Origin of the sequence: Dyadobacter sp. UC 10, assembly GCF_008369915.1 — a bacterium.
Taxonomy (GTDB): Bacteria; Bacteroidota; Bacteroidia; order Cytophagales; family Spirosomataceae; genus Dyadobacter.
The window spans coordinates 484,057-506,608 of the sequence record NZ_VSRN01000001.1; the positions used below are offsets into that span (position 1 = coordinate 484,057).

Annotated in this window: 23 protein-coding genes; 8 read left to right on the plus strand and 15 right to left on the minus strand. The window is 45.1% G+C overall.

Translation table 11 applies throughout. From position 1 onward, the window contains the following. Window positions 1-21: 21 nt before the first annotated feature. Window positions 22-1,284, minus strand: coding sequence for a phenylacetate--CoA ligase family protein (locus FXO21_RS01730; protein ID WP_149638478.1), 1,263 nt, complete (start codon window positions 1,282-1,284; stop codon window positions 22-24). Then, window positions 1,281-2,999: a C45 family autoproteolytic acyltransferase/hydolase gene (locus FXO21_RS01735; RefSeq protein WP_149638479.1), complete on the minus strand. Its 1,719-nt coding sequence runs from the start codon at window positions 2,997-2,999 to the stop codon at window positions 1,281-1,283. Before FXO21_RS01735 ends, FXO21_RS01730 begins: the two co-directional genes overlap by 4 nt. A 60-nt stretch (window positions 3,000-3,059) precedes the next feature. On the opposite strand from FXO21_RS01735, the gene FXO21_RS01740 reads away from it, so the two are divergent. Both FXO21_RS01740 and FXO21_RS01745 read left to right on the plus strand, forming a co-directional pair. Beyond that, complete coding sequence (locus FXO21_RS01740; protein ID WP_149638480.1) at window positions 3,060-3,686, plus strand: 4'-phosphopantetheinyl transferase family protein; 627 nt, start codon at window positions 3,060-3,062, stop codon at window positions 3,684-3,686. Between the two features lie 31 nt (window positions 3,687-3,717). After that, complete coding sequence (locus tag FXO21_RS01745) at window positions 3,718-6,192, plus strand: PIG-L family deacetylase (RefSeq protein WP_149638481.1); 2,475 nt, start codon at window positions 3,718-3,720, stop codon at window positions 6,190-6,192. A gap of 11 nt (window positions 6,193-6,203) precedes the next feature. Here FXO21_RS01745 and FXO21_RS01750 read toward each other — a convergent pair whose 3' ends face one another. The 9 genes from FXO21_RS01750 to sufC form a co-directional block, all read right to left on the minus strand. Further along, the gene (locus FXO21_RS01750; protein WP_149638482.1) at window positions 6,204-7,313 is read right to left on the minus strand and encodes a vWA domain-containing protein; all 1,110 of its coding nucleotides are present in this window, start codon (window positions 7,311-7,313) and stop codon (window positions 6,204-6,206) included. Window positions 7,314-7,401: 88 nt separating this feature from the next. After that, on the minus strand, window positions 7,402-7,830 hold the full coding sequence (locus FXO21_RS01755; protein WP_149638483.1) for a BrxA/BrxB family bacilliredoxin: 429 nt from the start codon (window positions 7,828-7,830) through the stop codon (window positions 7,402-7,404). 42 nt (window positions 7,831-7,872) lie between these two features. Then, entirely contained in the window at window positions 7,873-8,184 is a 312-nt protein-coding gene (locus FXO21_RS01760) for an SUF system Fe-S cluster assembly protein (protein ID WP_031527608.1), read from the minus strand. Between the two features lie 25 nt (window positions 8,185-8,209). Further along, window positions 8,210-8,641, minus strand: a complete 432-nt coding sequence (locus FXO21_RS01765) for a SufE family protein (RefSeq protein WP_149638484.1) — start codon at window positions 8,639-8,641, stop codon at window positions 8,210-8,212. Window positions 8,642-8,649: 8 nt separating this feature from the next. After that, window positions 8,650-8,937: a type II toxin-antitoxin system RelE/ParE family toxin gene (locus FXO21_RS01770; RefSeq protein ID WP_149638485.1), complete on the minus strand. Its 288-nt coding sequence runs from the start codon at window positions 8,935-8,937 to the stop codon at window positions 8,650-8,652. Then, a complete protein-coding gene (locus tag FXO21_RS01775; RefSeq protein WP_149638486.1) occupies window positions 8,925-9,113 on the minus strand; it encodes a hypothetical protein in 189 nt (62 codons plus the stop codon). The genes FXO21_RS01770 and FXO21_RS01775 overlap by 13 nt, the downstream gene beginning before the upstream one ends. A gap of 56 nt (window positions 9,114-9,169) precedes the next feature. After that, window positions 9,170-10,396, minus strand: coding sequence for a cysteine desulfurase (locus FXO21_RS01780; protein WP_149638487.1), 1,227 nt, complete (start codon window positions 10,394-10,396; stop codon window positions 9,170-9,172). A gap of 79 nt (window positions 10,397-10,475) precedes the next feature. Further along, the gene (gene sufD, locus FXO21_RS01785; protein WP_149638488.1) at window positions 10,476-11,795 is read right to left on the minus strand and encodes a Fe-S cluster assembly protein SufD; all 1,320 of its coding nucleotides are present in this window, start codon (window positions 11,793-11,795) and stop codon (window positions 10,476-10,478) included. Between the two features lie 60 nt (window positions 11,796-11,855). Continuing rightward, window positions 11,856-12,614, minus strand: a complete 759-nt coding sequence (sufC, locus tag FXO21_RS01790) for a Fe-S cluster assembly ATPase SufC (RefSeq protein ID WP_149638489.1) — start codon at window positions 12,612-12,614, stop codon at window positions 11,856-11,858. Window positions 12,615-12,871: 257 nt separating this feature from the next. Between sufC and FXO21_RS01795 the strand changes: the two genes are divergently transcribed. Together FXO21_RS01795 and ctlX are read left to right on the plus strand one after the other, a co-directional pair. Next, a complete protein-coding gene (locus tag FXO21_RS01795) occupies window positions 12,872-14,326 on the plus strand; it encodes an arginine deiminase family protein (RefSeq protein WP_149638490.1) in 1,455 nt (484 codons plus the stop codon). A gap of 80 nt (window positions 14,327-14,406) precedes the next feature. Continuing rightward, on the plus strand, window positions 14,407-15,363 hold the full coding sequence (gene ctlX / locus FXO21_RS01800; protein WP_149638491.1) for a citrulline utilization hydrolase CtlX: 957 nt from the start codon (window positions 14,407-14,409) through the stop codon (window positions 15,361-15,363). Between the two features lie 57 nt (window positions 15,364-15,420). Here ctlX and FXO21_RS01805 read toward each other — a convergent pair whose 3' ends face one another. Continuing rightward, a complete protein-coding gene (locus FXO21_RS01805) occupies window positions 15,421-15,879 on the minus strand; it encodes a hypothetical protein (RefSeq protein WP_149638492.1) in 459 nt (152 codons plus the stop codon). Window positions 15,880-16,131: 252 nt separating this feature from the next. On the opposite strand from FXO21_RS01805, the gene FXO21_RS01810 reads away from it, so the two are divergent. Beyond that, window positions 16,132-18,198, plus strand: coding sequence for a TonB-dependent receptor (locus FXO21_RS01810; RefSeq protein ID WP_149638493.1), 2,067 nt, complete (start codon window positions 16,132-16,134; stop codon window positions 18,196-18,198). Next, a complete protein-coding gene (gene hemW, locus FXO21_RS01815; RefSeq protein ID WP_149643325.1) occupies window positions 18,198-19,322 on the plus strand; it encodes a radical SAM family heme chaperone HemW in 1,125 nt (374 codons plus the stop codon). Before FXO21_RS01810 ends, hemW begins: the two co-directional genes overlap by 1 nt. Window positions 19,323-19,356: 34 nt before the next feature. On the opposite strand, the gene FXO21_RS01820 is transcribed toward hemW, so the two are convergent. Beyond that, entirely contained in the window at window positions 19,357-19,779 is a 423-nt protein-coding gene (locus FXO21_RS01820) for an OsmC family protein (protein ID WP_149638494.1), read from the minus strand. 268 nt (window positions 19,780-20,047) lie between these two features. Between FXO21_RS01820 and FXO21_RS01825 the strand changes: the two genes are divergently transcribed. Both FXO21_RS01825 and FXO21_RS01830 read left to right on the plus strand, forming a co-directional pair. Beyond that, window positions 20,048-20,590: a hypothetical protein gene (locus FXO21_RS01825; RefSeq protein WP_149638495.1), complete on the plus strand. Its 543-nt coding sequence runs from the start codon at window positions 20,048-20,050 to the stop codon at window positions 20,588-20,590. Window positions 20,591-20,673: 83 nt separating this feature from the next. Continuing rightward, window positions 20,674-21,294 (plus strand): DUF1684 domain-containing protein, encoded by a 621-nt coding sequence (locus FXO21_RS01830; protein ID WP_149638496.1) that lies wholly within the window; start codon window positions 20,674-20,676, stop codon window positions 21,292-21,294. On the opposite strand, the gene FXO21_RS01835 is transcribed toward FXO21_RS01830, so the two are convergent. Both FXO21_RS01835 and FXO21_RS01840 read right to left on the minus strand, forming a co-directional pair. After that, window positions 21,287-21,742, minus strand: coding sequence for a GNAT family N-acetyltransferase (locus FXO21_RS01835; RefSeq protein ID WP_149638497.1), 456 nt, complete (start codon window positions 21,740-21,742; stop codon window positions 21,287-21,289). The two genes, FXO21_RS01830 and FXO21_RS01835, sit on opposite strands and share 8 nt — an antisense overlap. 68 nt (window positions 21,743-21,810) lie before the next feature. Then, window positions 21,811-22,362 (minus strand): YcxB family protein, encoded by a 552-nt coding sequence (locus FXO21_RS01840; protein ID WP_149638498.1) that lies wholly within the window; start codon window positions 22,360-22,362, stop codon window positions 21,811-21,813. Window positions 22,363-22,552 lie beyond the last annotated feature (190 nt).

Sequence of the window (22,552 nt, forward strand, 5' to 3'; positions counted from 1 at the left end):
TTGAGTTAAAATTGATAGGGTTCAAATATATATCAATTTTTCAGGTTTGCGTTTTTCCTGGCGGAAGATTCGGAAAGTAAGTTCTTCAGCGGTTATAAACTCAAAAAGGGGCGTCACGCGGAGCTTCGATTTGAACAACGAATGCAGCATTTCACGGAATACAGCTGTTTGTAAGTGCATGGCCAGCAGGATAGTAATCTCGTCGTTCCCAAATTCATTTTTCGAAACAACAACCTGATACAGCTCTATTTCCTTTACCATATCCAGCACGTCGAAGATCGCGGGCGGGAAAATCGTGGTCCCCTTGAACTTGATCATCTGCTGCTTCCGGCCCATTACCGGTCCAAGCCGCGGACTCGTGCGGCCACACGCGCACGGACTATAATATACATGACACAGATCCCCCGTACGATAGCGTATCAAAGGCATTCCCTCCACGCCCAATGTTGTGATCACCACCTCCCCTAACCCACCTTCTGCAACAGCCTGATCATCTTCATCGACTACTTCCAGTACAAGTAACTCAGGGTTCAGATGCCCGCCCTTCCCCTCACCGCATTCCGTGAATGCAGCACCCATCTCCGTGGAAGCATAAGTGGAATAGAGCCTGACGTTCCATTGAGAAGTGATCCGTTTACCCAACTCATTATAAGAAAAATCAGGATTGCGGATAGGCTCGCCAATACAAATAATGGATTTAATGGTTGAAGATCGAAAATCAATTTCGTTTGCGATCGCGTAATCGATCAGTCGCGGGATAAAAGAAGGTATTGCAATAATTACCGTCGGAGAAAAGCGCTGGATCGATTCCCACTGCAGAAAAGGCGCGCCCGGCCCCACCCGGATCATTCCTGCGCCCATTTTTCTCGCACCCATCCAATAAGCCAGCCCGGCCATAAACCTGCGGTCGATGGTAGTCATCAGCTGATAAATATCCTGCTCCGTACCATCTGCGCATTTGAAGGATTCCGCTTCATTGGTCGCCAGTCTTTCAATATCCGAATCGGTCAGGTAAAAAGCGACGGGGTCACTTAATGTGCCCGAAGTGGTGACAAAATCGGCAATCCTGCTTTTGGGCACGCACAAGAAATCATCATTCGCGGCAGCAAGGTCATCTTTGGTAGTAAACGGAAGCACGCCAAGATCTTCGATATTTAAAATGGTTTCAATATCGACGCCCCGCTCTCGGAATACTTTCTGGTAATAGGGAGAATGATCGCTGACGTAGGATAGCAGGTATTTGAGCTGGTTCTCCTGCGCTTCGCGGTAGGCTATTTTGGTCATTGTGAATCCTTTTTTGAGACGAACGGTCCGTATTTCACTTTGCTGGCTTCGGCTATTTTGCCTTTAATGGCGCGCTCTTCCTGAACAGAAGATACGTCGTATTTTAATGCTTCCTGATAATATTTGACAGCTTTTTTACCGTTTCCCCTCGTTTTGAAATAATCTCCCAGCGACAAATAGGTAACGTAACTTTTCGGGTTATTTTTTACAAAATCCAGCTCAGCATCCGTCGTCAGCTCGAACGGATTGCCCATCAAAATATACTTATTGATTTTCTGCCTTGTTGTTTTAAATGCTTCAAAACGCTTATAGTCGTCAGATTCCAGGAAAGGGTCTTTTTCAATCAGCAGTGAATCTTTTCCCGGTAGCTTTCCTTTGCCTGAAAAAACAGCATCCAGATCATAATGTATGAATTCCCCTAACTGGTAAGGAGGCGCAGAAATCCACATTTCCTTTTTTTCTGGTTTGAATAAAATCCCGTGGTGCGCGATCAGCTGGTTCAGCGACTTTGCATTTCCGTATCCGATAAATTTATCGTCCAGCCCTTTTTTATCTCTCAAAATCGCAACTGCATCCTGCACATCGAGCGGGTAAGACCGTTTCATCAACTGGTTCATCCGGTCGAAACGCGATTTGGAATCCGAATCAGCAATGTTTTTGATATTCACAGAATCTGCTTCAAAAGCGGGTCCCTGGTAATGGTTGGCGCAAACCAGATAGTCCTGTCCCGATTCGTATACATCCATTTTCTTGGGCGACTTTTCAATAATAACAGCTTTCCGATCAGCAGCCGAGCCAATCAGCAAGGATTCCGATACGAAGGTTTCGCTTCGCTGTGCAATTTTAGTAGCTTCTTCAATGGTAGACGCATATTGCAGAATTTCACGCGCCAGAATGGATATAGGTTCTTTCGCGGTAAACGGAATATCTGATTTGGCAGCATTTAACGTAACTGTAATACCTTTTTCATTCATTCCGGAAACTACACCAGTCAATCCCGCCCAGGAGTAGGATGCGAACTTGTAGCCTTTGTCGGGCTTCATGAAAACGATCAGCTTGTCTTCGGCAAATGCATCGCCCATATAAAAATCGAAGTTCCGGGCGATCAAAAGCGTCGAATCACTTGAAAGGCCATTATTTACTGCAAACGAAGTACAGCCTACTACCACATTCATATCCGTCAGCGCGTGGCCGATGTCGTGCGCAGCGTGGTAGTTCAGTATCCGGTAATATTTCGGGGCCAGATAATTGAATTTATCTGAAAAGGACTGCGATACGCCGTAAATCTCCTGCTGATTTTCCTCCGGAATATATTTATAAATATCCTTGTTAAACCACCCTACAAACCCTCTCAGTACCTGCAAAAAAACCACATTCGGGATCAGTTCATTAATTTGGCCGATGAAGTGCACTTCCTGTTTTTCCATCAGTTCCTTTGCCAGCACACCGTAAATCAGGCCTCGCTCATAAGGCGTGCCTTCCAGGTACATTTCCCAGATCCCATGCTCGTTCTTTCTCAACCAGCAATTATCCACTGCATAATGATCTTTCCCCAGCTGCACGCGTTTGTAACTTTCGGGAGTTTTATTACTTTCAGTTTCTGGAGCCGGCACGCTGATCCGCCAAACAAAAAGGCCGAATAGCACGGCGATAACCAGCAGGATAACAGAGAATGCTTTGAGGGCGGATCTTGCTATTTTGTTTTTTGGCCACATACAATATTCGAAGCGCTGCCTGTCTTAAACAGGCGGTTTTACCATCAAAATTAACAATAAATGGGGATCTGTTACATAAAAACCATTTCAGCCGGCGCGCAGCTGGGAATGTGGCGAATGGCAGAATCCTGGCAGGAGCTGAAAATACACGTCAATCTCCCGGCGGAAGAATTCCAGGCGCTGGATCTGATCGAAAAGGACAGAAGGAAAACGGAGTGGCTTTCCTGCCGTATTCTTCTGGAAAACATGACCGGTAATCCCCCGGTCATCCGCCACGATACAAACCGGAAACCTTATCTGCCGGGTACTGATTATCAGCTTTCTATGTCGCATTCGGGTGATTATGCAGCTGTTTATTTGAATAAATCGAAATCGGTAGGAATAGATATTCAACAGATGAAACCCTCGATTTCAAAAGGAATTGACTATTTTTTGAACGCGGAAGAACAGGAATGGATCGATATACACGATAATTTATTATTGCACCTGCTGTGGTCGGCGAAAGAATCTGCATTCAAATATGCCGGCAACGCCGACCTTAATCTAAAAAAACACCTGACGATAAAGCGATTCAAAAGCAACCAAAACGGGCAATTTGAAGTTTTCATTTTAAATCAGGGCAAAGCAGAAAAGCTGGAAATAGCTTATGATACTTTTGACGATTATGTTTTGACCTGGACTTTGTGACTTTCCGCCAAGCCCCTTAACCCAACTACCGATGCGCAGATCCTTTATTTTTCTGTTCCTTCTTTTTGCCGCTAACCTCTCCGCACAAGTTCCTTCACTTTCATCCAGCGAGATTTTTCAAAATATCAAAAAACTTAATGTACTGGGTTCGGTACTTTATATTGCAGCCCACCCCGATGACGAGAATACGCTGATGCTCTCCTATTTATCCAAGGATCAAATGGTGAGGACCGGCTATCTTTCCCTGACAAGAGGCGATGGCGGCCAGAACCTGATCGGCGCGGAACAAGGTTACAATATCGGCGTAATCAGAACCCAGGAACTGCTGGGCGCAAGAAGAATCGACGGTGCGCAGCAATTTTTCTCCCGTGCTTACGATTTCGGTTTTTCCAAAACCCGGGACGAAACACTTCACTTCTGGGACGCTGAAAAAGTGCAGGGAGATGTCGTGTGGATGATCCGCAAATTCCAGCCTGATGTAATTATTACCCGCTTCCCGCCAGATCCGAGGGCCGGGCATGGGCACCATCAGACTTCGGCTTACCTGGCCGAAGAAGGTTTTAAAATGGCAGCCGATCCAAATGCATATCCAGATCAGCTTAAATTCGTAAAACCCTGGCAGGCCAAAAGGCTGGTTTGGAATACCTACACGCCTGGATTTACAAACAAAAAGCCGGAAGAAGAAAAAACGCCTTTCATATCCATCGAAATAGGCGGTTATAATCCGGTTTTGGGCAAATCTTATACAGAGATTGCAGCGGAAAGCCGCAGCCAGCATAAAAGCCAGGGATTTGGAAGTGCGCCTCAACGTGGCGACCGGATTGATTTCTTTCTACACAAAGTAGGCCAGCCTGCTGACAAAAATCTATTTGACCAGGTGGACATCAGCTGGAAACGCGTGAAGGGAAGCGAAAAAGTGCAGGCGCTTGTTTTGTCGGCAATCAAAAATTTCTCGGTAAATAAGCCTTCCGCATCCATCAATGACCTCTTGAAAATCAATGCAGAACTCAATCGGCTTGATTCTTCCAATATATATGTAAAAGCAAAGAAAGAAGAGATCCGCGATTTGATCGCGCAATGTGCCGGGCTTTGGTTTGAAACAAACCCGGCAGATTTTTCGGCGGTTGCAGGAGATGTAGCCGCTGTTAATGTTTCAGTGGTAAAGCGATCGGATTATCCCGTCAAGCTAATTTCGCTTGGTTGGATCGGAAGTAAAAAAGACAGCTCAATTAATCTTGCATTAAATCAAAACGAGCTGAATGCATTCCCTGTCAAAGCTAAGTTGCCTGACGATTTGCCGGTCAGCCAACCATACTGGCTCGAAAAACCGATAGAAAAAGGCATTTTCCAAATTGATAATCAGCAGAATATCGGCTTTCCTGAGAATCGCCCGGCAACTGTTACAAAGTATACTTTTGAGATTGGTGGTCAGCAATTTACATTCACCAGACCGTGGGTATTTAAGTATGCTGATCCGGCGGAGGGAGAGATTTACAGACCCTTTGAAATCCGCCCGGCTGTGACCACGACCATTGCCGAGCCCGTCTATATTTTCGCATCGGCCGAACCGAAGACGGTTACAATGGTGGTAGAAGCACAAAAGAACAATGTCAGCGGCACCGTAAAACCGGAAATTCCTGCGGGCTGGAAGTCTGTTCCCGGGTCTGCTGAATTTAAGCTGGAGAACAAATATCAGCAGCAATACCTTTCCTTCATCATCACGCCGCCACTTGAAAATCAGGAGGTCTCTCTAAAAGCCGTGGCTACTGTCGACGGAAAATCATTTGACAAATCGATTAAAACGATCACCTACCGCCATATTCCCTCGCAGACTATTTTCCCGACTGCCGAGGCGAAGCTTGCAAAAATTGATGTAAAAACAAATGCAAAAAACATCGGCTACATTGCGGGAGCAGGCGACGACGTTCCGACTGCATTGCGCCAGATGGATTGCCAGGTAACCATGCTCAATGCAGCCGGACTGGCCAAAGACCTGAGCACATTCGACGCCATTATTGTAGGTGTCCGCGCTTATAATACTGAAGAGTACCTGGCAAATTACCAGGGCAAACTGATGGAATACGTCAAAAATGGTGGTACGATGGTGGTACAATACACGATTCCGGGACAGAAAGTAAAACAGATCGGACCGTTTCCGATACAGCTTGGCCGGGAGCGGGTAACTGAGGAAGATGCGGAGATGCGGTTTTTGATTCCTGACAGCCCGATCCTGAATACGCCAAACAAGATCACTCAGAAGGATTTCGAAGGGTGGGTGCAGGAGCGCGGATTATATTTCGCGGCGGAGTGGGATAAGCAGAGCTATCAGGCACTTTTTTCAGCCAATGATGAAACTGAAAGCGCAAAAGAAGGAAGTGTGCTTTATGCGAAATACGGAAAAGGGCATTACATCTACACCGGCTTGTCCTTCTTCCGCGAGTTGCCCGCAGGCGTTACCGGGGCTTACCGGTTATTTGCAAATATGATTTCAGTTGGCAAAAAATAGCCAACTGAAATCTATTTAACGTTCTTCCGGCGATTCCTCTGAAAATCTTCCAGTACGAATCCGCCAAGTCCCTGCAGATTACTATAATAAGCGCGGCCATTATTGACCTGCGTGAAGTTTTGCACAAATTGTTTCAGATAAGGGTCTGTCGCAATCATAAATGTCGTCACAGGAATGTCCAGTTTGCGGCATTGTGCAGCTAATGTCAGGGTTTTGTTAATGATCTTGCGGTCGAGGCCGAAGCTGTTTTTGTAATATTTGATTCCTTCTTTCAGGCAAGTCGGTTTCCCATCGGTAATCATGAATATCTGCTTATTGCGCGTCTTTTTACGGCGCAGGATATCCATCGCAAGTTCCAGGCCCGCTACTGTATTGGTGTGATAGGGCCCAACTTCAAGGTACGGAAGATCTTTGATCTGAATCTGCCAGGCATCATTCCCAAACACGATAATATCCAGGGAATCTTTGGGGTATTTGCTGCGGATCAGCTCGGCCAATGCCAATGCTACTTTCTTCGCGGGCGTAATGCGGTCTTCGCCATATAGTATCATGGAGTGGCTGATATCGATCATCACAACCGTCGCAGTTGTGGTTTTCTGCTCGCGTTCCACTACTTCCAGGTCATTTTCCATTAATGTAAAATCACCGATCCCATGATTTACCTGCGCGTTTTTGATGGATTCCGTCATCGCGATCTGATCCAGTGTGTCCCCAAACTGAAACTGGCGAACATCGCTGCTGAGCTCATCGCCTACTCCCATATGCGGCGTGTGATGGTTACCGCCGGTTTTTGATCTTTTCAGTTTACCGAAGATTTCATCCAGAGCACTTTTCCGGATACTTTTCTCGGCTTTTGGCGTCATGATCAGCTTGCTCTCGCCTTCCTGCTGCTCCTCTGTGATATAGCCCTTCTTTTTCAGATCATCGAAAAAGTCCCCTATTCCGTAGGAATCGTTGGTCAGGTTGTATTGCCGGTCCAGTTCGCTCAACCAGGACATCGCTTCGCCGACATCTCCTGAGGTCATCAGCAGTAATTGCTGAAAAATATCGAAAAGCTGGTCAAACTTACTGTTAGCGCCTTGTTCTGCCGGGATGTATTTTGAAAAACGATGTCCTCGCATGTTGTACTGATTAATAAGGCCAAAAAAGATTCGGCTACTTCCAAGTTAATCGAAAGTAGCCGAATTTCACTAATTTATCCGCTATGAACTAAGCTTCTTCAGCGCAAAATTCTTCGAATGCCATTTGCAGATGTTGGGCGATCATTTCAGCCGAACGACCTTCAATGTGGTGACGCTCAACAAAATGGATCAGTTCTCCATCTTTAAACAATGCCACAGCCGGTGACGAAGGAGGATATGGAAGAGTATACTCACGCATTTTCGCCGTAGCTTCCACATCTGCACCTGCAAATACAGTCGCCAGATGATCAGGCTTAATCTCGCTGCGGGAAAGTGCCGCTCTCACACCCGGACGCGCCGCACCAGCCGCACAGCCGCAAACTGAATTAATCACAACCAAAGCAGTTCCCTTGGTGTTTTGCATGAAATTATCTACTTCCTCAGCAGTTGTCAAATCCTGAAAACCAGCATTAACAAGCTCAGCTTTCATTGGAGCCACTAATTGTGGTGGATACATATTTTTTAAATTTTATGGTTATACTTATTTGAACTTCAATTACTACATAAATCCTAATTCCAGTTTCGCCTCTTCCGACATCATTTCGGTCGTATAAGGCGGGTCGAAGGTAAGCTCGACGCTTACGTCATTTACACCCTCGACTTCCCTGATCTTTTGCTCCACTTCACCGGGCAATGTACCGGCAGAGGGACAGGAAGGAGAAGTTAATGTCATGGAAACGAACACGTTATTTACGGGAAACACTTTCAGATCGTAAATAAGGCCCAGTTCGTATACATCTACAGGAATCTCCGGATCATATACCGTCTTGATGGCCTTTACAACTTCTTCCCGCAACTCTGAATCTGACATTTTTTCTTTGTTATCTGATTGATTCTTAATTCTGATTCACAGATTTCGCCTGATACGCAAATCCATAAGCCTTCATTTGTTTTAACATCGCCGCCAGCCCGTTCGACCTTGTCTGTGCCAGGTGCTGATGCAATCCAATGCGTTCCATAAAGTAAAGATCCGCATTTGCTACCTCCTCAGGGGTATGCCCGGAAAGTACTTTGACCAGCATACTTACCAGCCCGCGGACGATGATAGCATCACTGTCCGCTTCGAATTTCAAAAGATCACCTTCCATGTAAGCATTCAGCCAAACCCTGGACTGGCACCCTTTAATAATATTTTCCTCAGTCTTGTATTGTTCTTCCAAAGGCGGGAACTGCTTGCCGAGATCTATGATGTACTCGTACTTGCTTTCCCAATCATCAAACAATTCAAAATCCGAAATTAGTTCGTCCTGTATCTCGTTTATCGTCATTGTGTATTTTAGTATTCTGACAATGGCCGCGAGCTATGCCTGATAGCAAGAATCTCCATACCATTTTTTCTCGCATTATAAATAACCCTGTAATTACCAGCGCGAATTTCCCTGATACTCTCAATTCTCGTCTCCGGAATCTGTCTGCCCATATCGGGAAATTTTTCGAGCAGGTCAACTTTCTTAAAAACTTCGTTAATCCATCTCCTGGAATACGATTTAGATTCATTTTCAAGCCAAAGAAAAATATTATCCAAATCCTGTCGTGCTTCCTTTGACCATATTATTCCAGCCATTTTTTATAGGGTGCCTTTACTTCTTCGTGTGTGAATGACTCTCCATTATCAATTTGCTTCCTTGATCTTTCAATTTTGGATAATAAAAGAATCTGCTCTATTACCTCTTCAACCTCAATTTCGTCCGGCATCATTCTCAGCGAGTCAAGCAGGGTGTCCTTCGGTATCGTTTCCATTCTGAGTGAACAAGATGTTAGAATTCTGTTTTACTTAAAGAAGTAATTTACAAAAATTATCCAAGCATTCTCTTGACCTTATGAAGTCCTTGAATAAGCTTGTCAATTTCCTCAACCGTATTGTAAACAGCAAAAGAAGCACGCGAGGTTCCGGTGATGTTGAAGCGGTTCATGAGCGGCTGGGTGCAGTGGTGGCCCGTACGGACCGCGATACCCTGCTGATCCAGCAGCACGCCGATATCCTGATGGTGAATGCCGTCAATCACAAATGAAAGCACACTGACCTTGTTCTTCGCTTTTCCAATGATTTTCAATCCTTCAATCTCGCTGACCGCCTCGGTAGCATACCTTAGCAATTCGTCTTCATATGCAGCAATATTTCCTTTTCCCAAAGAATCAACGTAGTCAAGTGCATATTTTGCCGCTACCACGTCAGCAATATTCGGTGTTCCTGCTTCGAATTTATAGGGAAGTTCATTATAGGTCGTTTTCTCAAACGTTACTTCCTTGATCATTTCACCGCCGCCGCGGTATGGTGGCATTGCATTCAAAAGGTCTCTTTTTCCATACAAAATACCCATTCCCGTAGGTCCGTAGATCTTGTGCAGTGAGAGTGAATAAAAATCACAATCCAGATCCTGTACATCAATTTGAATATGTGAACTGGCCTGGGCGCCGTCGATCAGCACTTTTGCTCCTACTGCATGCGCTTTTTCAATAATTTCTTTGACAGGATTAATTGTACCAAGCGAATTGGAAACATGCACAACCGAAACAAATTTCGTACGCTCGGTCAGCAGTTTTTCATATTCATCCATTAACAAATCGCCATTGTCGTCGATCGGGATCACTTTAAGGACACATCCCTTTTCTTCGCACAGCATCTGCCAGGGAACAATGTTAGAATGGTGCTCCATCGTGGAAATGATCACTTCGTCACCTTCTTTGAGGAATTTCCGCCCGTAGGTAGCAGCAACCAGATTGATACCATCCGTAGTACCGTAAGTAAAAATAATTTCTTCCGGGAACTGTGCATTTAAAAATGCCTGCGCCCTTTTCCTCGACTGCTCAAACGCAGAAGTCGCCTTTTCAGCTAAATGATGAATCCCGCGGTGAATATTGGCATTGTAATGTTCGTAATATCCTGATAATGCATCCAATACCAACCTGGGCTTTTGTGTAGTCGCCGCATTGTCGAAATAAACCAGTTGTTTTCCATTGATCACCTCATTCAAAATAGGGAAATCATTTCTGATGGAAGCAATGTCTAGGGAAGTGTTCATAAGCTGTATTTTAGAAAAATACCCAACCCAAAAAATTGAGTTGGGTGACAATAAGATGTGTCCTGAAATCTCCGGACAGCTATTTAGAAGCCAATTTCTCAGCAATCACGTTTTCAAGATATTCACGGATGGAGTCGATCCGGATCTGCGAAACAACGTCCGCACAAAAAGCAAACATCAGCAGCGACAATGCTTCAGGCTGAGATATTCCTCTCGACCGCATATAAAACAATGCTTCTTCGTCAATTTGCCCGGTAGTAGTACCGTGTGAGCACTTCACGTCATCTGCAAAAATTTCCAGCTGAGGCTTCGTATTCATGCTCGCTTCGGGAGATAACACGATATTCTTACAGGATTGAAATGCGTTGGTTTTCTGGGCGTCGGGGCGAACAAAGATTTTTCCGTTGAACACACCTTTCGACTTATCCCTCAAAATACCTTTATACAATTCATTACTTTCAGAATTCGGCTTGCGGTGGTCAGCAACGGTGTGGTTATCAACGTGCTGTGTTCCGTCGGGAAAATATAAACCGTACATATGCGCTTCGCAGCGTTCCCCGTCCAGAATGATATTCAAATTATTTCTGGTAAAACGGCCGTTGAGCGTGACAGTACCTGCATAGAATTGAGATTTGTCCAGCATACGTACTTGCGTCGTTCCGATATGGTACGCTTGTTCGCTTTCATTTTGTACCTTATAATACTCAACGCCAGCTTCTTCGCCGACATATATCTCGGTCACAGCATTGGTAAAGGATCTCCCGCTACCCAAGGTGCGAAAAGCTTCTGCCAGTTTTAAATGCCCATTACGTCCTACCGCAATAATATTTCTGGGCTGGCTACCTACATTCTGCATCCGTGCATCTGCGACGAAACGAAGAATCACAGGATGCTCAACAGTTTGATTATCAGGAACGTGAATAAATATCCCGTCCTGTGTAAAAGCAGTATTCAACTCAGTAAAGGCGTCGCCGCTTTCCTGCGCCAGCTCGTTGAAGTAGGTATTGACAAGCTGGGGATTTTTTTTAATCGCTTCAGAAAGCGAAGAAATCGTGATCTGGTCCTGAGAGGATACCATTCGCGACAACTCCGCATTGTAGTGACCATTGACAAAATATATGATATTAGCGTCTTGCTCGGGAATTTTCAGATCTTCCAGATCAGCCTGAACGACATTACTTTCAGAATTAAAATTGTAAGAGCCGCTAACCAACTCCTTTACATTGGAATATTTCCACTCTTCATTTCTGACGGTTGGAAAGCCCAGTTGATCAAACCTTGCCAAAGCGGCGCGCTTTTTCTGATGAAAAGGAGAAGAAGCCTCTCCGTTCATGACAGATTCACGGGCATAAAAGTCCGTAATCAGCCTGGTTTTCAAATCTATTGTTTCGGTACTCATTGCTCTTTTTATAAGGTACTTTAATGTTAAGAAACTTCAACGGTGACGTTTTACACTTTCTTAACTTATCGCCTCCACTTCCGCCTTAATCCAGTCGTAGCCCTTTTCTTCGAGCTCCAAAGCAAGTTCCTTCGGTCCAGACTTCACTATTCTTCCTTTGTAAAGCACGTGTACGTAATCAGGGACAATGTAATCGAGCAGGCGCTGGTAGTGGGTTACCACGATCGTCGCGCGTTCAGGGGAGCGAAGTGAGTTAACACCCTCTGCAACAATCCGTAAGGCATCGATATCCAGACCTGAATCCGTTTCATCCAGGATCGCCAGCTTTGGTTCGAGCACTGCCATCTGAAAAATCTCATTGCGTTTTTTCTCCCCTCCCGAAAACCCTTCATTTAATGCGCGTTTCAGAAGCGAATCGTTCATGCTGACCAATTTCGCTTTTTCACGTACCATTTTCAGAAATTGCGCAGCGTCCAGCGGGTTTTCTCCTTTGTACTTGCGTATCTCGTTTACAGCCGTTTTCAAAAAGTTGATCGTCGTAACTCCGGGAATCTCAACGGGATACTGGAACGCTAAAAATATACCTTCCGCTGCTCTTTCCTCCGGGGCCATTTCTAAAATATCCTGTCCTTCGAAAAGAACCTGTCCGCCGGTAACTTCATATTCCTCTCTCCCCGCAAGGACAGAAGCCAAGGTGCTCTTGCCGGATCCGTTGGGTCCCATAATAGCATGAACCTCACCGGGTTTTATTTCCAGATTGATACCTTTTAATATTTCCTTACCTTCAATCGAGGCGCGCAAGTCATTTATAGAGAGCATAACTGATTTATTCTTATATAGATAGTTCGTGGCAATTTTACCGCAAAAGTAACACGTTTTAAGCGTAAAAGAAAATGGACGCGAACGGTAGAAAACTACACCACACTATAACCACAACCTTTTTAAACACACCCTTGTTCCCATAAAAATGATAATTCGCAACAAAATCCGGGTAACCCTGCCGGCTGGCCTGCAACCAGTTTTTAATTGCGATGGAAACCCTTACTTTGCGTTTTTAGCAGCTACATTACTTCACAATGAACAGCGATACATCCAAAGACTCCGGGATTAAAGTTTCGTCTGAAACGGGGACGCTTAGACGGCTTCTTATTCACAGCCCGGACAGGGGATTAGGCAAGGTTGTGCCCAGCAAAGCGCAGGACTGGCTTTTTGAGGATATTGTCCACCTCGATACCATGCGACGCGGAGAATATGATTATTATGTAAAATTGCTGCTCTACTTTCTCGATCCGGCGAAGATCAAAGGGAGACTTGCCGAAATTGACAGCGACATAAGCAGATCGTTTTTCATACCGGGTTCGGAGAATTACTTTGACTCGGATTGCGTCGTTGATATTCAAAAACTGCTTGGCGAAATCCTGCAAGACAGCAATACCCGCATTAAACTGACAGCCGCCATTTGCGGGATTGAGAAGTGCTCGTTCCAAATCCAGGAAGAACTTAACTCCCATGACCCGCACGAACTGGCGCGGATATTCATTTCCGGCTCATGCCCTGACAAAAGAATGCTCTTCGCCCCGCTGCCGAACCTGATTTTTATGCGGGATATCGGAATAGTGATAAACCAACATATTTTACTCAACAAACCGGCCAAAGCAGCGAGAACGCGCGAGTCGATACTTGCACAGTTCGTGTTTTTTTATCATCCCATGTTTGCCGGAATCAGGCAAAACCTGATTGAAATCCCGGATAATGAGAACCATTTTCTGCTTCCGGATGATGAAAAAGCCAGCGACTATCATCGTTGCACGCTCGAAGGCGGCGATGTTATGACCGTCGCGCCAAATCATTTACTGATTGGTTGCAGCGAAAGAACCAGCATTTATGCAGCGCAGCAGGTGATGAAAATACTCTTTGAAAAGGACATTGTTGAAAAGATCACAATTATCAAAATCCCCAAGAAAAGGGATTACATGCATATTGACACAATTTTTACGCAGGTAAAAAAGAATGTTTGGGTACTGCTGGGCTCGCTCGCCAGGCTGGGTGACGAGGCGCGTAAAAAAGATGCATTGCATTTTTTCGCCCCGGCAGACGTAAATAAAGAATTCAGAATATTGCAGTTTGTAAAAGGAAACGAGCAGCTGCCCAGAGCAATAGAAAACCTGGAAGAATTGCTTGCTGAGATCAGCATTAATGATCTGGGCTGCCAGGAACCGGTACAATTTATCTATTCCGGCAACAACGAATTCCCTTACGGCGAACGCGAACAATGGACTGATTCATGCAACTTGCTTGCTTTGAAAGACGGTGTGGTAATTGGTTACGACCGTAACGACAAGACGCTGGAAGCTTTCCGAAAAAAGGGCTTCTCCGTGATCAGCGCACAGGCAGTTCTTGAAAAATTTGAAGCCGGAACACTTTCCCCGGACACATTAACCGACACATTTATTACATTACCCTCGGCCGAACTGTCGCGGGCGCGAGGCGGGTCGCATTGCATGAGCATGCCGATCCTGAGGGAATCTTAATATTGTAATCGTGGGATATCGATTGTAAATTGCAGTACACGGAAAACTGTCAGTTCCACTTTTTTGTAAAACTTACTCCTATGCGCGTTATCACTTCATCTGCTCAGATTCAACCCCAGTCAACGCCCCGGATCATGATGATCAGGCCTGCGAAGTTTGGTTTTAACGAGGAAACCGCCCCTAGTAACGCCTTCCAAAATCAGACATCCCAAATTGACGAGTCGCTCACCGATGCACAGACTGCCGAAGCTGAATTTGAACTGATGGTCGATCAGCTGCGTAAAGCCGGCGTCGACCTCCGCGTTTTTGACGATACGGACGAAGTTGTCCGCCCCGACGCTGTATTCCCCAATAACTGGGTTTCATTTCACCAAAGCGGCAAAGTGGTATTATACCCAATGATGGCACAAAACCGTCGGTTGGAACGCAGACATGACATTATCGAAGCATTAGGGAAGGATTTCAACATTGAAGAAATCATTGATCTAACTTATTTCGAAGAGCAAGGCAAGTTTCTGGAAGGCACTGGCAGCATGGTACTCGACCGGAGGTACAAAATCGCTTATGCCTGTCTGTCGCCACGCACGCACCCCGAAGTGCTCCACGCATTTGGAGAGGCAATGGGATATGAAATCGTCACATTCTCGGCTTTCGACGAAAACGACAGACCAATTTACCATACCAATGTGCTGATGTGCGTTGGAGATATTTTCGCAGTCATCTGTCTGGAAGCAATTAAAAATCCGGACGAGCGGCAAATGGTGAGAGCGGCCCTGGAAGAAACAAGTAAATATATTGTGGAGATTTCCCTCGAACAGGTGCGGCATTTCGCTGGTAATATGCTGATGGTCAGAAATAACAAGCTTGATAAATTCCTGATCATGTCCACACAGGCTTACGATTCACTGACAAGCAAGCAAGTGAAACAACTCACCGAATATGCGCGCCTTTTGCATACAGATCTTTCATTCATAGAAACTTATGGAGGCGGCTCGGCGCGCTGCATGATGACTGAAATCCATTTACCTGTCAAATAAAAATGCTCCGGGATAACCGGAGCATTTTTATTTAATTCCATAACCCTACATTCAATTCTAATCCCGTATCTCAGCCTTGGCTTTTGATATCTTTTCATTTGTTTTGGCCTTGAACGCATCCCATTTCTCAGCAGTTTCGTTCTCTACTTCATTCCAGGAGTCTTTCAATTCCTCTTTTTCCTTATTGAGTTCAGCTTTGCGCTCGCGCCACTTTGCTTTTTCCTTTTCGGCAGCCTTGTCCATTTTCGCGTCGGCTTCCTCTATTTTTCGGTCCAACTTGGCCACTGCTTCATCAATATCCTCTTTCAGAGAAGCTTTATCTTCCTTTATTTTTGCTTCAAAATCATTTCCCGCCTCTTTGATATCCGCTTTGGCATCGGCAACATTTTCATCCATGTCATTTTTTGCCTCCTCAACTGTTTCGTTTGCAGAATCTTTCGTTTTTTCCGAGCAGCTGGTCATTGTCAGCATTCCCATGGTTAGCATAGTCGCAACCATCAAAGTGATCTTTTTCATAATTGGGGTTTGTTAGTAAAACGCTCTTTGTTTGAATGTTCCTATTCTAAGTCCCCAGTACAAAAACCTTACCACTTCGATCTTCCAGCTTTTCCGGTGACCTTGTGGAACTTAATTCTCAAATACACTTTCAGGATACTTTATCCACAGCTGTACTGAACTTCGCGGTTACGTATTAAGTTTGTTGGTAAATAGCCCCTTCCGGATCCTTTTATACAAAAACTTGCACTTTATCGGTACTCACCAAACCTCATGCGCCAACTTTACTCACTAGTCCTGCCCTTTTTTATTTGCATTAACAGTTTTGAAGTAATCGCACAAACTGACTCTTCGTCGACGCGGCAGCTGGAAGAAGTGACCGTCAATGCGTACGAATCGAAAAGCAACCCGCTGGCTACCACTGCCACTGTTGCGATTGTAGGCAGGCGTAACCTCGACCGTTTTTCTTCTACAACCTGGGCCAATGCGGTAAATACAGTTCCGGGCGTAAAAATGGAAGAACGCTCCCCGGGCAGCTACCGTTTTTCAGTAAGAGGGAGTTTGCTCCGTTCACCATTTGGGGTGAGAAACGTAAAATTTTACTGGAACGGAATCCCTTTTACAGACGCCAGCGGCAACACCCCGCTCAACTCAATCGATTACAACGCAGTGCAGGGAATGGAGATCATTAAAGGACCCGGTAGCAGCATTTACGGCGCGGGTACTGGCGGGGTAGTACTTTTGCAAAGTCAGTCAGACAATGCATTTCAAAACAGGGTGGAACAAAGTGTAAGCTTTGGGAAATATGGATTTCAAAGCAGGAATACAGCAGTCCAGATCGGTGATATTTCCATTCAATATGGTCATAGCGAGCAGGATGGCTACCGCAATCACAGTGCGATGGCCCGCGACGCGATCCGGTTTACCTCTTCTTCGGCAATCGGAGAAAAAGGTACGTTATCATTGCTGGGCATGTATTCTGACCTTTATTACCAAACTCCCGGCGGCATTAACCTGGCGCAATACCAGTCAAATCCAAAACTGGCTCGCCAGTCAACACCCACCGTGCCGGGAAGTGAGGCACAGCGGGCAGCTATTTATACACGACTTGCGCTGCTCGGGGGAAATTACACGATCCAGCTTTCAGATAACTGGACGCAATCGACAGCATTGTATCTGACTTATACAGATTTCGCAAACCCGTTCATTTCGAACTATGAAAAAAGGGACGAAAACGGGATCGGCGGAAGGAATATCTGGCAAAACCAGTCAGAATTCGGCCATGTGAAAACGAAATGGACGAGTGGTTTTGAGTGGCAATACGGAAAGTCCGCGCAAAGAAATTATGACAATATCGGCGGCGTACCTGATAAACAACAAACTGTGGAGGATATCCGCACAACCAACCTTTCCGCATTCACACAGCTAGAAGCGGTATTACTGACCGACCTGACGCTGAGCGCGGGCGTTAGTTACAATACTTTCAAATATAAATACGAGCGGTTTTTTGAGCTTCCTTACGAAAAGGACCAGCGACGTTTCGACGGTATCTTCGTTCCCCGGTTTGCCGCCAATAAGATCATTGCCAAAAACTGGTCAGTAACGGCTTCTTACAGCGGCGGCTTCTCCCCTCCCACGCTTCAGGAAGTTCGTCCGTCGGCGGGTGGATTTCGCAAAGACCTGAACCCTGAGCGGGGCATGAATACCGAAATTGGTATCAGAAGAACTGGAAAACGCATTTCAGGTGAGGTAAGTCTTTATCATTTTGGATTAAAGGAAACAATTGTTCGCCGAACCAATGAAGCTGGCTCTGAATACTTTATCAATGCGGGCAAGACAAAGCAAAACGGACTGGAATACACCCTGTCCTACGATATCCTGGCCAATCCGCAACTGCCCGTTATGTTGAAATTGTGGACAAACGGGACTTATACAAAGTATACATTCGATAATTTCCAGCAGGCCGACATCGACCTGAGCGGAAAGTTGATTCCGGGAATCCCTCGTTTCTCGCAAACTTCCGGCTTGGATATCCTGCTTAAATACGGATTTTCTGCATTTGTAACATACCAGAATGCAGATGCAATGTATTTGAATGATGCCAATACCGTGAAAAACACTGCTTATAGTCAATGGATGGCGCGGGTGAGCTGGAAAAAAAGCTGGGGCGGGCATTTTTACAGCGAGCTTTCAGCCTCGGCTGAAAAGGTAAATGCCGGCATTTTTAGTCTGGGTTACGATTTGAATGCTTTTGGAAACCGGTATTATAACAGTGCCCCGAAAGACAACCTTTGGGCCGGGGTGAAGATCGGCTGGGAATGGCAGAAAAATCAGCGGTAATGCATTTATACGTTCACATCCCCTTTTGCAAACAGGCTTGTCACTATTGTGATTTCCATTTCAGCACCAATACAGCTGGTAAACAGGCTATGGTTGAGGCGATTGCGGCAGAAATCTCAATCAGAAAATCATATCTCGAAAGTTCGCGGCTTGAAACGATCTATTTCGGCGGAGGGACCCCTTCGGTTTTGAGCAAAGAGGAACTTCAACTTCTTTTAAACACGATCAGCGATCATTTCGATATTGCCGCAAGCGCAGAAATCACCCTGGAAGCTAATCCTGACGACCTAAGCCAGAGCAAGCTGGAAGACCTTTTTGAGGCTGGGGTCAACCGTTTGAGTATCGGTATACAGTCGTTTAATGAGCCACACCTGCAATTTTTAAATCGCGCCCATTCCGCACACGAAGCCGAAAACTGCGTGCGACTGGCCAAACAGGTTGGAATTGATAACATCTCCATCGACCTCATTTACGCTATCCCCGCTTCCGATCACAGCATCCTTCATAGCGACTTAGCGAAAGCATTTGAACTGGACGTCGCGCATATTTCTGCATACTGTTTAACCATTGAACCGCAGACTGTTTTTGGAAACTGGTTAAGAAGAAAAAAGATACAGCCTGTGAACGAAGAATTTGCTGCGGAGCAGTTTGAAATACTCATTGACACACTTGCCGCGAACGGGTACGAGCAATATGAAATCTCAAATTTCGCCCGAAATCAGCAGTATAGCCGGCATAACAGCTCCTACTGGAAACAGCGGCCTTACCTGGGCATCGGGCCCAGCGCGCACTCCTATAATGGTACCAGCCGGGAATTCAACATTTCCAATAATGCGAAATATGTTGAATCAATCAATTCAGGTCACATTCCGGCGACGATTGAGGAGCTTACAGCAGCGGACATGACCAACGAATATCTGCTGACCGGATTGAGAACAAAATGGGGCGTTGATAGCGACGAACTCGACAGGCTGTCGAAAGGAAAATTTGCGATGCTTCACCAGCAGGAACTCAGTAATATGAAGAAGAACGGCTGGCTTAAAGAAGAGTCGGGAACTTTGGTGCTTACTAAATCCGGCAAGCTTTTCGCTGACCGGATCGCGAGCGACCTTTTTATTGACTAGACTTCCCGGAAGTCCCGGAAAGTCTAGTTTAAGCCTATTGTACCAATTCCGCGTTGAGCGTGATTTCTGCATTAAGCAGCTGAGAGATCGGGCATTCTTTTTTCGCCTTTTCCGCGATAGTAGCGAATTTATCGGCAGAAATATCGGGCACTTTTGCTGTCAGATCGATAGCACTTTTTACAACCTGCCCCTTGGAAGGATCCAGACTGACTGTTGCGGTCGCATTGAGCTCATCGGCCGTAAAGCCTTCCGCATTCAGCTCAAAGCTTAACTTCATGGCAAAACATCCGGCGTGCGCCGCTGCGATCAATTCCTCAGGATTGGTACCTTTTCCCTCTGCAAAACGGGTATTGAAGGAATACTGGGTGTTTTCCAAAACAGTGCTTTGGGTGCTGATCGTACCAGCTCCTTCTTTTCCTGTTCCTTTCCAAACGGCTGTGGCTTTGCGATTTATCATTGGATTCGAGTTTGATTATGGATTGATTTAGTAAATATGAAATCTTGTATTAGCGTAAAGTAACAAGCCCTGCGCATCTATGCAAATTATTATATTATTAACGACCGCAATAATCAGACCATAAAAACAGTTCCAGAAAGTGCCTGAACATACTTTTTAACGCAATTAGTTAATGAAAGTTAACGCAGCCGGTGCAATTAAACTTTATTATTGCACTGCAATCTAAAAACCATATTTCCATCCAATCTCAATTTTAAATTAGCGTATCATGAACAAAAAACTCATCCCCCTGCTGCTTGTCCTGGTTGCATTGTTTCAAGGCTGCCGCGGCCCCGAAGGAGATCCCGGCGCCGATGGTGTCAATGTGGTAGGTTCAACCATAGATCTCGTCGATGTGAACTTCAATGCCGGTAACAATTTTGAATATTCCATGTCTTTTGATCAGGCTGATCTCGAAGTATTGGAATCTGATGCGGTGCTCATTTACATTCACTGGAACGACGTAACCTCGGGCAATCAAACTTTAAAAGCTTATCGCCTGATGCCGCAAACTGCTTTCCTGGGAGGAAACCAGTTACTGACCTACAACTTCGACCAGACTGTGAATGATTTCTCCATATTCCTGGACGGAAATGTGAACCTGGCTAATTTGTCAGCGGAATATACACAGGATCAAAGTTTCCGTATCGTGGTAGTTCCTGCTGATTTTGCGGCACGTAAAAGCGGATCAGTGGATTACAACGATTACGACGCGGTTGTGAAAGCATTCAATATCGACGAATCGAAAATCCGCAAAGTATCAGCTAAATAAGCTGGAACAATTTTTTAATTATATCTTTCTGAAAAATATCGTTCAAAATCCGGTAAGTCGTTTACCGGATTTCATTTTTGTCTATGAAAATTACTTTCAACACACTGTTATTATTTTTTCTGCCTGTTTCATTTTGTCTGGCCCAAAGCTTCGCCGACGAGACTAACAAGTTTCGGGACCATTACAAAAATGAGTTTCTGACAACCGGAAATTCACCCCTGAAAAAGGAGGACCTCGCCTACCTTCGCTTTTATGAGCCCGATTCTACTTTTAAGGTCGAGGCCCGGTTTGAGAAAGTCAAAGGACAGCCATTTGAGATGCCGACTTACAGCGGGATCAACAAAACTTACGTGAGGTACGGTATCTTGAAATTCCGGGTGAACGGAAAAAGACAAACCCTGACTGTCTACCGGAGCCTGAGCCTGCAGGCAAATGCCAAATATAAGGACTATCTTTTCGTCCCGTTTAAGGACAAGACAAATGGTATTGAATCCTATGGAGGCGGCCGCTATATCGACTTAAAAACAACAGATATCAAGGACGACACCTATGTGCTTGATTTCAATAAAGCGTATAATCCGTATTGTGCATACAGTATCGGTTTCAATTGTCCGATCCCTCCAAGTGCGAATCATTTGTCGGTGGCTATTTACGCTGGCGAGAAGAAATTTGCCAAAGAACATGAGGAAGCTAGTCTCAAATAGGAGTTTCTTTCCATTCAAAAAGGATATATTCCCCATCTTCCGAATCGCCGGCCTGGCTTCGGAAACCGCCATTTCTCAAATAAAAATCAATAGCCGGCTGGTTTTTTAGCAAGCATTTCAAAGTCGCTTTTCCATTTAGTTTTTGAAGAGAGTTCTGTAAAAGCGCCTTTCCCACACCCTGGTGCTGCCAGGCAGCATTTACATATAAGTGGTGAATAAAATGATCCTGCACCCAAAGCGATGCAAATCCGACTATCTCCTCCTCTGACTTTGCAACAAGAATAAATTCGCCCTCGGTATCGCTGTCGAATGAGATCCTGGCAAGTTGCTCGTCGTCAAACCAGGTAAATGTGGCACGGTAAGAATCCTCATAGAGCTGCGCCACAGCCCTTCTTTCTTCCTCCGCAAAATCTGAAATAGCAATGAATCTCAGAGTATCGTCGCTCATTAATATGATAGTAAGAACATAAAAAAGCCTGACGAAAACCGTCAGGCTCCAATTTAGAATAGGCTTGATTATGCTGCAAGAAAATTCTTCTGCTTCATAATACGCTCGAAAACTTTGATGTCGTGCTCAGAGGTAAAAATGCTGAAAGGCAGATACAAAAACTGGCCTTTTGAGATTACCAGCACGTAGGCATCCTTGTCTTTGTAAGCATCCATGATCTGTTCCCATTTCATTACACTTCCTTCCTTCTGGTTCAGTTTCATGAGGATCTGACGGTTGTCGATCTCATACTGAAATTTTTCAAACATCGGCTTGTACTGAGCAAGCTGGGTAATGCCTGTAAACTGGATCAACCAGAAAAGGACATACAGGATCACACCTACAAACACCGTAATATAGATCCAGAAATTAGGATAAGCGTCTGTCAGATTGAGTATTGCGTTGATCAGGATCAGGGCAATAGGAAGAAGCGCCCATTTGATCTGCGTTTTGAAAAAGTAACGCATGGCCAGCGCAATGTATTTCTTTGTTGGTAATGCATACTTTTTTGTACGAACCGCCGCCGGGTTCGTGGGCATTTGATAAACGGGTTGGTGCTTGTTCACCGAAACTTTGGCCATAACTTAATTTTAATTAACTATTCTGATTTCTGTCAGATAAGGATCAATAGGGTTGTAAAATAAAGTGCAAAGTTAGGAAAAACAGACCGACATATCAGAAAGGCCCTGAAATAAAAAGCAGTTAATAGATTTTAGTGTAATTTGTCTTTCTTAACTGCGTTGAAGAAGTAAATCAGCCTTTTGATCCAAT

What these genes read in the sequence shown, in the direction of transcription:
- FXO21_RS01730 (WP_149638478.1), bottom strand. Translation starts at nt 1,284, where the DNA reads ATGACCAAAATAGCCTACCGCGAAGCGCAGGAGAACCAGCTCAAATAC.
- FXO21_RS01735 (WP_149638479.1), bottom strand. Translation starts at nt 2,999, where the DNA reads ATGTGGCCAAAAAACAAAATAGCAAGATCCGCCCTCAAAGCATTCTCT.
- FXO21_RS01740 (WP_149638480.1), top strand. Translation starts at nt 3,060, where the DNA reads ATGGGGATCTGTTACATAAAAACCATTTCAGCCGGCGCGCAGCTGGGA.
- FXO21_RS01745 (WP_149638481.1), top strand. Translation starts at nt 3,718, where the DNA reads ATGCGCAGATCCTTTATTTTTCTGTTCCTTCTTTTTGCCGCTAACCTC.
- FXO21_RS01750 (WP_149638482.1), bottom strand. Translation starts at nt 7,313, where the DNA reads ATGCGAGGACATCGTTTTTCAAAATACATCCCGGCAGAACAAGGCGCT.
- FXO21_RS01755 (WP_149638483.1), bottom strand. Translation starts at nt 7,830, where the DNA reads ATGTATCCACCACAATTAGTGGCTCCAATGAAAGCTGAGCTTGTTAAT.
- FXO21_RS01760 (WP_031527608.1), bottom strand. Translation starts at nt 8,184, where the DNA reads ATGTCAGATTCAGAGTTGCGGGAAGAAGTTGTAAAGGCCATCAAGACG.
- FXO21_RS01765 (WP_149638484.1), bottom strand. Translation starts at nt 8,641, where the DNA reads ATGACGATAAACGAGATACAGGACGAACTAATTTCGGATTTTGAATTG.
- FXO21_RS01770 (WP_149638485.1), bottom strand. Translation starts at nt 8,937, where the DNA reads ATGGCTGGAATAATATGGTCAAAGGAAGCACGACAGGATTTGGATAAT.
- FXO21_RS01775 (WP_149638486.1), bottom strand. Translation starts at nt 9,113, where the DNA reads ATGGAAACGATACCGAAGGACACCCTGCTTGACTCGCTGAGAATGATG.
- FXO21_RS01780 (WP_149638487.1), bottom strand. Translation starts at nt 10,396, where the DNA reads ATGAACACTTCCCTAGACATTGCTTCCATCAGAAATGATTTCCCTATT.
- sufD (WP_149638488.1), bottom strand. Translation starts at nt 11,795, where the DNA reads ATGAGTACCGAAACAATAGATTTGAAAACCAGGCTGATTACGGACTTT.
- sufC (WP_149638489.1), bottom strand. Translation starts at nt 12,614, where the DNA reads ATGCTCTCTATAAATGACTTGCGCGCCTCGATTGAAGGTAAGGAAATA.
- FXO21_RS01795 (WP_149638490.1), top strand. Translation starts at nt 12,872, where the DNA reads ATGAACAGCGATACATCCAAAGACTCCGGGATTAAAGTTTCGTCTGAA.
- ctlX (WP_149638491.1), top strand. Translation starts at nt 14,407, where the DNA reads ATGCGCGTTATCACTTCATCTGCTCAGATTCAACCCCAGTCAACGCCC.
- FXO21_RS01805 (WP_149638492.1), bottom strand. Translation starts at nt 15,879, where the DNA reads ATGAAAAAGATCACTTTGATGGTTGCGACTATGCTAACCATGGGAATG.
- FXO21_RS01810 (WP_149638493.1), top strand. Translation starts at nt 16,132, where the DNA reads ATGCGCCAACTTTACTCACTAGTCCTGCCCTTTTTTATTTGCATTAAC.
- hemW (WP_149643325.1), top strand. Translation starts at nt 18,198, where the DNA reads ATGCATTTATACGTTCACATCCCCTTTTGCAAACAGGCTTGTCACTAT.
- FXO21_RS01820 (WP_149638494.1), bottom strand. Translation starts at nt 19,779, where the DNA reads ATGATAAATCGCAAAGCCACAGCCGTTTGGAAAGGAACAGGAAAAGAA.
- FXO21_RS01825 (WP_149638495.1), top strand. Translation starts at nt 20,048, where the DNA reads ATGAACAAAAAACTCATCCCCCTGCTGCTTGTCCTGGTTGCATTGTTT.
- FXO21_RS01830 (WP_149638496.1), top strand. Translation starts at nt 20,674, where the DNA reads ATGAAAATTACTTTCAACACACTGTTATTATTTTTTCTGCCTGTTTCA.
- FXO21_RS01835 (WP_149638497.1), bottom strand. Translation starts at nt 21,742, where the DNA reads ATGAGCGACGATACTCTGAGATTCATTGCTATTTCAGATTTTGCGGAG.
- FXO21_RS01840 (WP_149638498.1), bottom strand. Translation starts at nt 22,362, where the DNA reads ATGGCCAAAGTTTCGGTGAACAAGCACCAACCCGTTTATCAAATGCCC.